General features: G+C 49.9%; 9 protein-coding genes. 3 read left to right on the top strand and 6 right to left on the bottom strand.

What is annotated here, in order from left to right; genetic code table 11:
• Window positions 1-3 precede the first annotated feature (3 nt).
• Together BLW68_RS04145 and BLW68_RS04140 are read right to left on the bottom strand one after the other, a co-directional pair.
• Entirely contained in the window at window positions 4-2,277 is a 2,274-nt protein-coding gene (locus tag BLW68_RS04145) for a TonB-dependent receptor (RefSeq protein WP_218141296.1), read from the bottom strand.
• Between the two features lie 184 nt (window positions 2,278-2,461).
• The gene (locus tag BLW68_RS04140; RefSeq protein ID WP_092790514.1) at window positions 2,462-2,848 is read right to left on the bottom strand and encodes a DUF4920 domain-containing protein; all 387 of its coding nucleotides are present in this window, start codon (window positions 2,846-2,848) and stop codon (window positions 2,462-2,464) included.
• 245 nt (window positions 2,849-3,093) lie between these two features.
• On the opposite strand from BLW68_RS04140, the gene BLW68_RS04135 reads away from it, so the two are divergent.
• The 3 genes from BLW68_RS04135 to BLW68_RS04125 all read left to right on the top strand — a co-directional run bounded on the left by BLW68_RS04135 (window position 3,094) and on the right by BLW68_RS04125 (window position 5,358).
• The gene (locus tag BLW68_RS04135; protein ID WP_092790512.1) at window positions 3,094-3,879 is read left to right on the top strand and encodes a putative porin; all 786 of its coding nucleotides are present in this window, start codon (window positions 3,094-3,096) and stop codon (window positions 3,877-3,879) included.
• Window positions 3,880-4,080: 201 nt separating this feature from the next.
• A complete protein-coding gene (locus BLW68_RS04130) occupies window positions 4,081-4,755 on the top strand; it encodes an HNH endonuclease (RefSeq protein ID WP_245728263.1) in 675 nt (224 codons plus the stop codon).
• A gap of 141 nt (window positions 4,756-4,896) precedes the next feature.
• On the top strand, window positions 4,897-5,358 hold the full coding sequence (locus BLW68_RS04125; RefSeq protein ID WP_092790508.1) for a methyltransferase family protein: 462 nt from the start codon (window positions 4,897-4,899) through the stop codon (window positions 5,356-5,358).
• On the opposite strand, the gene BLW68_RS04120 is transcribed toward BLW68_RS04125, so the two are convergent.
• The 4 genes from BLW68_RS04120 to BLW68_RS04105 form a co-directional block, all read right to left on the bottom strand.
• Window positions 5,355-5,729 carry a helix-turn-helix domain-containing protein gene (locus BLW68_RS04120; protein WP_425438493.1) on the bottom strand — a complete coding sequence of 125 codons (375 nt, stop codon included), beginning with the start codon at window positions 5,727-5,729 and terminating at the stop codon, window positions 5,355-5,357. The genes BLW68_RS04125 and BLW68_RS04120 overlap by 4 nt on opposite strands.
• Window positions 5,730-5,743: 14 nt before the next feature.
• Complete coding sequence (locus BLW68_RS04115; protein ID WP_092790505.1) at window positions 5,744-6,046, bottom strand: type II toxin-antitoxin system HigB family toxin; 303 nt, start codon at window positions 6,044-6,046, stop codon at window positions 5,744-5,746.
• Window positions 6,047-6,116: 70 nt separating this feature from the next.
• A complete protein-coding gene (gene uvrA, locus BLW68_RS04110; protein WP_092790503.1) occupies window positions 6,117-8,939 on the bottom strand; it encodes an excinuclease ABC subunit UvrA in 2,823 nt (940 codons plus the stop codon).
• Between the two features lie 119 nt (window positions 8,940-9,058).
• Window positions 9,059-11,326: a TonB-dependent receptor gene (locus tag BLW68_RS04105; protein ID WP_092790500.1), complete on the bottom strand. Its 2,268-nt coding sequence runs from the start codon at window positions 11,324-11,326 to the stop codon at window positions 9,059-9,061.
• Window positions 11,327-11,332: the final 6 nt, after the last annotated feature.

Raw genomic sequence — 11,332 nt, 5'->3', positions numbered from 1 at the left:
CCACTACCATTGCCACTGCACGCCGGCGCCAATGACTCTTGGTGCGCCAAGGATTGCTACCGGCTCATCAAGCCAGCGGTACTGCTGGTAGCCTTTATCCAACAGGTTGTTGACGAACAGATAGGCTGACCAGTTGGTTTGATCATAACTTAGCCGGGCGTTAAACAGGGTTCTGGAGGACAGCCACAGCGTGCTATCGCGTGGGCCGGTACTGACTTTACTGCGAAAGTTACCGTTGACATTAAGTGCCCAGTTATCAGCCAGATACCAGTTTACCCCTGCTGCTGCGGTATGACGCGGTGCGTAAGCAAAAGGCTGGCCGGAAAAGTTGCTGATAATAGCGTCTGTTATGGTATCAAACTCGTCGTACTGGGTTTTCGAATACGCATAAGAGCCATACCAGTCGAACTGGTTATTTAGCCGCTGACGCAGCTCGAATTCTGCACCATATAAATGCGACTTACCGGCATTAACGGTATGGCTGTCGAAGTTATTAATACCAAAATTGGCAATAACCTGCTTATCTGTCCAGTCGATATAATACAGATTGCTGTTAATAGTCAGGTTTTGCTCTGGCCAGTTGCTACGCCAGGCCAGTTCATAGTTAGTGGTGTATTCCGGTTCGTAAGCAAACACCTCGCCGCGGGCAATATTGTAAGAGCTGCCACCAGAGCGGTAGCCGCGCTGCACGGTAAATGCCAGCGATTGCTCGGGGTGATATGACCAGCGCACGCCCAGTTTGGGTAAAAACGCAGTAAAATCGCGGCTGCTGGCCGGCGCATTGCTGCTGGCATCATCTACCATGGCTAATACCGCGGCGTTTACCCCGCTGAATATGGTATGCAGTGCCGACCCCGGCTGGCCGTAATTAGCTGGATCTGGCAGCGTGCCGGCAAACACAGCCGTGGTATCTGACTGATAATCATATTGTTCTTTATCCAGCCGGGCTCCGGCAAGCAGGGCCCACTGCGTTGATAGCTGATACTCACCATCAAAAAACACTGCCAGATTCTCCGATTGGGTCGGGGCTTTACTCTGATAATCTACCGGGATCAGCGGCAGTTCACTGGCGTACAGCGCCGCCAGTTGCGCTGCAGTAGTGCTGTCCAGGCCATTGCCCTGCAATACTGCGCTGATCGTTCCTACCGGGGTAATGACATTACTCAGGGTGGTAGTCAGGGTATCGTTTTCCCGCTTTGACCAGTAGCCGCCAACCAAACCCCGCAGTTTATCGCCGTTGTAATGCAGCCGCAGCTCTTGTGACAGCGTATCGTGCAGCCCTGCGACATTACCGAAAGAGATATTTTGCTCAGTCTGATCGGAATCGTAAGTACGGTTGACGTCAGAGCGGCTTTTAGCGGTAACAGCAGACAATGACCACTGTTCATTGAGCTGGTAGTCCAGCTCCAGCGTGGTGATATCCGTTACAATATCGGTACTGCCTTTGGCGTCCGATCTGTTGGTACGATCATCATAATAGTCGCCGTCGCTGATATCGCTGTAGACATACATATAAGGGCCGTCGCGGTCGTCGCGCATATGGCTTAATCTGGCAGTAAACCCCGGCAAAGCTGACGGTGTCCACAGCAACTTAATACGGCCCTGCAGGGATTCAACCGCGTCTTCCGGCTCATTACGGGTAACATTATGCACAAAACCATCAAAATCCCGCTTCTCCAGCGCCACTCTGAAAGCCAGTTCATCTTTTATTAACGGCCCGCCGCCGGCAACGGCGATACGCCGATCTGAAGGATCGGACCACTGCACTCTGGCTTTACCAGTCCAGTCCATTGTCGGCTCTGCCGAACGCATAATAATGGCGCCGGCCAGGGCATTTTCACCCTGAATGGTAGACTGTGGGCCGCGCATAACCTCGACCTGGGCAATATCCCATAAATCAGTCGGGCCGGAATCGCTGATCTGGCTGGACAGCGCGGCACCATCCAGATAAATGGTGGCCAGTGGGTTAGAGGCACCGGCTTCGTCTGCTATACCGCGGATAGTAAAACCCCGGCTGCCATACATCGCAGATACGTTGGCAGTGCGGTTTAAGATATCGTCCAGGTTTTGCAGATTTTCCTGCTCAATTCTCAATGCGGTGGTTACAGCGACACTACTGGAGGTATCTTGCAGCGAACGATCGGTTTTTTCGCCACGTACAGTAATGGTTTCAATCTGGCTTTCTTGCAGGGGTTGCTGCTGAGCCTGTACGGCTAATGGCAGGCACAGACTGGCCATTAAAACAGAAAGGTTAAAGCGTTTAGTTGGTACTGCCATTTAATTTCCACGTGCAGGTAAGCTGGTTTGTTTTGCAAAGGCTAACGCTAATGATAATAAATCTCAATAATAATTTATTGGTGCGGGCTAAATTTGTCGTCTGAAACACGCCCGGTAGTATTTATACGGGCTATTGTTGTGTGGTAGCGGTTGAATAGGTGGGCATAGCAGTATGCCCACTTTGTTAATCAGCTATTTCTACTGCTGTCGGGTAAAGCTGATAAGCATCAGGTTCATCTTCGCCTTGAGACCATAACCGCACAGTGCCGGTGGCGTAAGCAGTTTTGCCTTTTGCGCTTAGCGGAAACACCATATCGCCATCGCGCACTTTAATGCGGAACGGCCCTTGTTCACTGTTGGCGGTAAATTTCATCCAGCAGCCTTGTTTGCTGCATATCGAGTCTATTTTACCGCTGATCGTAACCACTTTATCCAGATAGCTTGCAGGCTGCACCAGCAATTGCTCAACCGGTATTACCGTCGTTTTATCAACTGCGGCACCAAATAGTGTGGCGGCATGAGCAGTAAATAGCAGGCCGGCAGAAGTAACCGCCAATAGTGTTTTTAACATACTTATTCTCCCTGTAGAAAAGTGTATTCTCAAAGTAAGGTGTTTAAAGACAACTGCAGATAAACCAAGCCAGGTGCTTCAAAGATTAAAGCGGAACTTGTTAGCAGCATAGAGCACTTATCTTTTTTTGTTTAAAAAGTAAACATTTGGTTTGTTTTGTGAGCTTAATTTGTGTTTTTATTTTACATTTGTATTTCCTGCCGTTAGTATGCGCGCCGCAATTACCAACTTAGGGAATAAAAACAATGACGTTAAAGTATGTATTACCTGTTATCGCACTGGCCGCTTCTGTAGCTGCATCTGCAGAAGAATATCAGTTATTCACTGGAGTGAGTGCTGATCATATTCGTGTAAGCGGTGATAACGAAACAAACTGGAGCCTGGACGGTACTTATTTTTTCGATAAAAAAGTGACCTTAGGGCCTTTAGATCAGTTTGAATACATTAATAAAGTAACCAACGTTTCCGCGGCATACCGTGATGATAACAATGTGTGGGCTATTAGCGGAGATTATTTCGCACAAAACGGCCTGGTAGTTTCTGCAGCACATAGCCGTGTCAGTGGTAATTATGCAAACCAAATCGGCCTGGGCTACTTGGTGTCTGATAACTTTATTATCCGTGCTCAGGCTATCAAGCCAAAAGATACAAGCGCTGCTTACCAGTTTTCTGCCAGTTACAACTACCAGTTGCAGGGTAACGACTATGTTGGTTTTACCGCTTATACCGATGACGAGTTCGAATTTTACGGTATCAGCAGCAAGTACTTCGCCGGTTTGAATGATGGCCGTTATATTGCTGTTGGCGTAAAGCTGACGGATCACGATGGCCGCTCATATTGGGCAACAGAAGCAGATTACTATTTCAATACAATGACCTCAGTTGGCGTGTCTTACGACAAAGTTGACAACTACAGCCTGAATGCCAAGCACTTCTTTAACCGCAGCTGGGCATTAGAAGCCGGCTTTGGCAGCAACGCCGATAGCTCTGGCTATAAAGTCTACAGCTTAGGCGTTATCGGCCAGTTCTAAGTTTTCCCTGGTAGCTACACTAGCGTTTTTTGGGGCAACAGTTGTTGCCCCTTTTTTATTGAAGACTTCAGTGACATTATGTTGTTTAAATAGAAATATTCAGACATTTCGGAATAGAGCATGGCGTCATCAGGCTGGACACGGCAGCAAAGTTTAGTGGCTTTTAGCCTTTATGGCCGCTTACCTTTTGGCCGCTTTCATATGCGTAATCCTGAAATTATTCAGTACGCAAATTTGATTGGTCGGACACCTTCGGCGTTGGCAATGAAGCTATCCAATATTGCCAGCTTAGACCCTGCCATCACCTCTACGGGACGCTCGGGTTTAAGCGGCGCATCTAGTGCTGATAAAGCAATGTGGCAAGAAATGCAGCAAGATTGGGCAGCTTTTTCTATTGCGATGGCGCAAGCAGAACAGGAACTTTGTACAACTAGCTTTCCAACTGCCATCGACGGGCCCAGTAACTTAATCACCTCAAAAATAGCCGAAGTGAAAGTGCGAATTGGCCAGCAGTTCTTTCGCGATGCGGTGTTAAGTGCTTACAATCAGCGTTGCTGTATTAGTGGCTTAGCTAACCCCAAATTATTGGTAGCCAGCCATATAGTGCCGTGGCATGAAGACGAGCATAATAGGTTAAACCCGCATAATGGTTTAGCGCTATCGGCACTGCATGACAAAGCCTTCGATTTGGGTATGATCACCATTGACGAGGATTATCGGGTAGTAGTGTCTAGCCAAAACACGGATACAAATGACCTGTTTTTTGACACGGCAATTGCTAGTTTTCATGGCCGACCAATAGTGCTGCCAGAAAAGTTTTACCCAGCAGCAAAATTCCTTGCTTTTCATCGTGAGCATATTTTTCAACAAGCCTGACTGCAGCTTCACACTTTTATGCGCATAAAAATGTAAAAGCTCAACACTTTTCTGCGCCTAAAAATGTAGTTTCAAACAAACTTCAGTTAATAAATCAATGTAAGTAGTATGATACAACGAAGAAAATCTTGGATGGCTGCGATGAAGGCTCTAGAACTTAAAATCCCGCCGCTTGTTTTGGTGGCGCTGTTTGCATTAGTGATGTGGCTACTGGCACAACTGGTGCCGCCTTTAGCCTTGCCTGCGGTTTGGGGGCTGGTATTGGCGTGTATTTTTGCCGGAGCCGGTGTTGCCGTGGCGTTGTCTGGTGTATTGGCATTTCGCCGCGCCAATACCACGGTAGACCCACGTGTGCCGCAGCAAACTTCCAGCCTGGTGGCGCGGGGTATTTACCGTTACAGCCGTAACCCTATGTATTTAGGCTTTTTACTGCTGCTTGCGGCACTGGCCTGTTACCTAATGAGCGCGGCAGCGTTGCTGTTGCTGCCGCTGTTTGTGCTGTATATGAACCGGTTTCAGATCGCGCCGGAAGAGCGCCACTTGCTGCATAAGTTTGGCACTAAGTATCAGGCCTATACCCACCAGGTAAGGCGCTGGCTTTAGTTTGACAAGTTTACCGGCGGTTTAATTAGCGATTCTGCCGGAATGCCTAAGCCTTGATGCAGCCGCCAGATCATTTTCAGGGTTAATGAGCGTTTGTAATTTAGAATCTCATAAACGCGGTTACTTTTGCCGATCATTGGTTCCAGATCTTTTACCGTTAAACCTTTGCGCTCCATTTCAAACTTAATGGCCTCAACAGGGTCTGGCAAGTCCATACGGAAGTGCTTTGCTTCGTAGGCTTCGAGCAACGTAACCATTACATCTAGCTTTTCGCCTTCTGGCGTATCCGGCTGTGCCAGCATAAGTTGCTCGACTTCCTGCAACGCTGCGCGGTAGTCGGCATCATTTCTGATCGGTTTAATATCCATCATTGCTGCTCCGGCGGTTATATGGTTTGCACATCAATCTGATCATACTGGCTGTGAGTACCAACAAACCGCACATAAACGACTTTGTAGGCATAGTTAATCCAAACCACCAGCCGGTATTTATTACCGGCTATGTTGAATACCACTCTGCCATCTTTGAGAATACTGGCATGTCTGAAATCCTGTTTTACATCTGCAGGCGAATGCCAGTCTGCATTTAATACGTGGCGATGCCAGGCAAGGATAGGCTCTTTGGCATCACTATATTCCGGCTTATCTTGCCAGAACGCCTTCAACGTAGACAGTGCAATTATTCTCATAGCGCAATCATAGTCCCGTATTGGGACTTTTGCAATGATGCATTTTTTTACCCGCCACTCAGAAAGCACCTTAACCCAACAACGGCTTTAAGTAATGCCCGGTGTAGGATTTTTCGCAGTCGCCAACTTGCTCTGGCGTACCGGCGATCAGTATTTCGCCGCCACCGCTGCCGCCTTCCGGGCCTAAGTCTACTATCCAGTCAGCGGTTTTTATCACGTCCAGATTATGCTCGATCACTACGATGGTATTGCCGTGGTCACGCAGCCGGTGCAGTACGTTCAGCAGTTGCTGAATATCGTAAAAATGCAGGCCGGTGGTGGGTTCATCCAGAATATACAGCGTTTTACCGGTATCACGTTTGCTTAGCTCACGTGCCAGTTTTACCCGCTGCGCTTCACCGCCCGATAGTGTGGTGGCTGATTGCCCCAGTTTGATATACGACAAGCCAACATCCATCAGCGTTTGTAGCTTGCGGTTAATCGCTGGTATGGCTTCAAAGTATGCCAGTGCGTCTTCGACTGTCATATCCAGCACTTCGTGGATATTTTTGCCTTTGTATTTAATCTCCAGCGTTTCGCGGTTATAGCGTTTGCCTTTACAGACATCGCACGGCACGTAAACATCGGGTAAAAAGTGCATTTCTACTTTAATAACACCGTCGCCCTGACAGGCTTCACAGCGGCCGCCTTTAACGTTAAAGCTGAAACGGCCCACCTGATAACCGCGTGAGCGTGATTCCTGAGTACCGGCAAACAGCTCGCGCACGGCGGTAAAAATACCGGTATAAGTAGCGGCATTAGAGCGTGGCGTACGGCCGATTGGGCTCTGATCAATATCGATAACCTTATCAAAGTGATCCAGGCCTTTAATTTCGCGATGCGCCGCCGGGTCGTCACCCTCGCCTTTGTTCAGTACCCGGTGTGCTACCCGGAACAGCGTGTCGTTGATCAGGGTAGATTTACCCGAGCCGGACACGCCGGTGATGCAGGTCATCAGGCCAAACGGGATGGCAAGATCAACATTTTTTAAGTTATTGCCGGTTGCGCCTACTACTTCTAACCATTTTTTACCCGGTTTATGGCGCTTTTTCGGTACTTCTATTTTGCGCGTACCGGATAAATACTGGCCTGTTAACGAGTCTGGCGCCGCCATAACCTGCTCCAGCGTGCCCTGGGCCACAATATGGCCGCCGTGTACACCTGCGCCGGGGCCGATATCAATAATATGGTCGGCCATGCGCACGGCATCTTCGTCGTGTTCGACCACGATCACGGTATTACCCAGATCGCGCAGGTGGCGCAGGGTGCCAAGCAGGCGATCGTTGTCGCGCTGGTGCAAGCCAATCGACGGTTCATCCAGTACATACATTACGCCAACCAGGCCAGCGCCAATCTGGCTGGCTAAGCGGATACGCTGCGCCTCGCCGCCGGATAAGGTTTCGGCGCTGCGCGATAGGTTAAGATAGTTAAGGCCCACGTTAACCAAAAAGCTCAGGCGGTCCTGAATTTCTTTTAATACTTTTTCAGCAATTTGTGCGCGCTGGCCGGTAAGAGCCAGTTGCTGGAAAAATGCCATGCAGTCGCCAATAGACAGCTCGACAATTTGCGGCAGGTTAGTCTGGCCGATAAACACATGGCGGGCTTCTTCGCGCAAACGGGTGCCGTTGCAGCTTGGGCAGGCCTGATGCGCCAGATATTTGCTTAACTCTTCACGCACCGAGTTAGATTCGGTTTCGCGGTAACGCCGCTCCATATTTGGCAAAATGCCTTCAAACGGGTGGCTGCGCTGCACGATATCGCCGCGATCATTCAGGTATTTAAAATCTATTACCGTTTTGCCGCTGCCTTGCAAAATCGCATCTTGCTGGGGCTTGGTCAGGCTGTTAAAGGGCACGTCCAGCGCAAAACCGTAATGCTCGGCCAGCGATTTCAGCATCTGGAAATAATAGAAGTTGCGTTTATCCCAGCCGCGTATAGCGCCGCCGGCCAGGCTGAGCTCGTCGCTGACAATGACTTTATTGCGGTCAAAGTACTGCTTCATGCCCAGGCCGTCACAGCTGGGGCAGGCACCGGCCGGGTTGTTAAACGAAAACAACCGTGGCTCCAGCTCTACCATCGAATAACCGCAGCTTGGGCAGGCAAAGTTGGCGGAAAACACCAGTTCGGCCGCACCGGGCTCGTCCATCAAAGCGACTTTGGCCACACCGCCGGATAACGCCAGCGCGGTTTCAAATGATTCGGCTAAACGCGTTTTTACGTCATCGCGCACTTTAATGCGGTCGATCACTACTTCAATGGTGTGCTTCTTGTGTAAATCCAGCGTTGGCGGGTCAGATAAATCACACACCTCGCCGTCGATCCGCGCACGGATATAACCCTGGGCGGCTAAGGTTTCCAGCGTTTTTACATGTTCGCCTTTGCGCTCTTGTACCACCGGAGCTAACACCATTAATTTGGTGCCCTCGGGGAAGGCGGTAACTTTATCGACCATTTCGCTGATGGTTTGCGCCGCCAGCGGTAAATCATGCGTTGGGCAGCGCGGCTCGCCGACGCGGGCAAACAGCAGGCGCAGGTAGTCATAAATTTCGGTAATGGTGCCGACAGTAGAACGCGGGTTATGTGAGGTTGATTTTTGCTCAATCGAAATTGCTGGTGATAAGCCCTCAATATGATCGACATCGGGCTTTTCCATCAAACTTAAAAACTGCCGCGCGTAAGCCGATAACGACTCAACATAGCGGCGCTGGCCTTCGGCATACAGCGTATCAAACGCCAGCGACGATTTACCGGAACCGGATAAACCGGTGATCACAATCAGCTTATCGCGTGGAATGGTCAGCGAAATATTTTTCAGGTTATGGGTACGGGCCCCGCGAATATCGATTTTATCCATTGTGGTTTCCGGTTATCAGCAGTGAAGGCATTAAGGCTGTACAAATATACACTATGTGGGGCAAAAAAAAAGCCTCCGCACTAAGCGGAGGCAATACGGGTGAAACAAGGGAGTGGATGTTAAAAGGTATAACTGATACTAAAATCGATACTGCGCGGCATAATATAGCGGCCGTTCGGGCTGCCGGCGCTACGCGGATCGCCTTCGGTAATACCGTCTTTGTCGGTCAGGTTAGCCACTGATAACTGCGCTTTTAGCTGTTGGGTAATATCCAGCTGTATGCCCAGATCGATTTTGCTGTAGCCATCCAGCTTCACGCTATTGGCATTATCACCGTAGCGATCCGCCACTGATGATAAAGTGCCGTAAACCGTAGCGTACATATCGGCCACATCAAAGCCATAGCTTGGCGTTATCCGTAGCATCCATTCGGGCTGGCGGAGGGCCTGATTACCCACTACCAATGGATCCGGGTGGTTGGTAATTTCAGTATCCTGCACGGTGGCGTTCAGGTTTACCGCAAAGCCGTTATCAGCACGGTAGTTGGCGTCAAACTCAATACCCATGGCTTCAGTGGTCAGCACTTCTGCCGGGGCACCTGGGCGGGATACAAACAGCTCGCCGTCGACTTCGTTGTAAAAGGCTGTCAGGTACATGCTGTAATTTTGTTCGGCCCATTTATAGCCCAGCTCGTACTGGGTGACTTCTTTAATCAGCTTATCGCCGCTTTCAAAAGCGCCATAGTTATCGCGGAAGTCATCAAAAAACGGCATTTTATTGCCTTTGTTAACCCGGGCGAACATACCCATATTGCGCTGCCACATCCAGTTAACGCCGGCGGTCCATGCGGTTTTGCTTTCGTCGTAATTTACTGCTTTGCTGATATCGCCGGTTAAGCCTTCATCTACCACGTAAGTAATTTTATGGTTTTCGCGCCGGGCACCTACGTCTACCCGCCATTGCTCATTTAACTGATATTCTACCGCTGCGTAAAAGGCGCTGGTATCACCATCGCCGGTGGCGTCGATATCGTAGTTCCAGCTGCAGCTGGCCAGTGTATCGTTACAATCAATGCCACGTAGTTCTTCGCCGCCTTTTTCTACCACAAACCAGGATTGGTTGCCGATAGACCACCAGTCCTGTACCGAGAAGTTAGTTGCGTAGTAGCCCAGCGTAAATACTGCATTGTCGGTAGTTTTGCTGAAGGATAAATCGTTAGTAAAAGCTTCAATATCTTTTAGTACCACCCAGCGGCCAATTTGCTGTACCACAGTATCACTACCATAGGTGGTACCGGTGGTAACGCCGGTTACCGGGCCATTAATGCCCTCTACGTTAGCCAGCGTAGTAGCGCCGCCTTCCGGTACCAGGCCAAAGGTATTGGCTTCACCTTCAATATGGCTAAAGCGGTACATTAGCCGCCAGCTGTCGGTTAAGTCTAAATCGACGGTACCGCCGGTAATGCCGCCGTTCCAGCCACGGCCATCGCCAAAGTCATAGCTTTTTTGCTCGTTGTCCGGGCCGTAGGCAATGCGGCCTAGACGGTTGTTCGGGCCAATCTGGCTGTATTTGTTATCTACGCCCGGTGCATTCAGTGCTACCGGCAAGTGCCATACACCGTGGTCGTCCGTCTGGCGGGTGTAAACATTAATACTACCGTTATCCAGCTCTTTGGTCACATTAACCGTAAACTGATGGCCTTTTTCTGAATTAAAGCCGGTTTCGCGCGGGCCTTCTGAGCTACTGATATAACCGCCGGCCATAACATACAGCCGATCAGCAATTTCACCGCTAACCACACCATCTACCCGGCGCAGGCCGTAGCTGGAGGTAGAAAACTTCACCAGGCCTTCGGTAACTTCACTGCCTTCTTTTAGCAAAAAGTTAGTGGTTAAGCCGGGCTGGCCGTTCGATAGCACCGGGGTAGAGCCGCCACGCAGAGCTTCCATAAAATGCACGGTTTCATCGAGGCGGAAAATCGACGAGTTTTCTAAAAAAGATAAGGTTGGCGGCGGAAAAATTGGCGCGCCGTTGAGCTGGATGGTTAAAAATGGCGCATCGCCAGTGCTGGGAAAGCCGCGCACAAACACATTAGCGCCTGCCACACCGCCTGAGCTTTCAGCCCAGACGCCCGGCACTACGGTAAACAGCTCTGCGGTACTTTTCGGTGCCAGCCGACCGATGTTTTCGGCCGACACGTTCGTAATGGCGTAACTGGTATCAACTTTAAAACCAGACATACCGCTGGCTTTACCGGTAACAACAATTTGTTCTATTTCACCCTGGCTTTCAGTTGGGGCTGTGGCGTCTGTATTAGTCTGTGCGATAAGGGGCATGCTGCAAACCAGTGCCAGAGCGGCGCTGATCTTATTAAGTCTGGCTACCATTTTTTG

It is taken from the genome of Rheinheimera pacifica, from assembly GCF_900108485.1.
Classification (GTDB): domain Bacteria; phylum Pseudomonadota; class Gammaproteobacteria; order Enterobacterales; family Alteromonadaceae; genus Alishewanella; species Alishewanella pacifica.
This window is presented reverse-complemented; position numbering and strand designations above follow the sequence as displayed.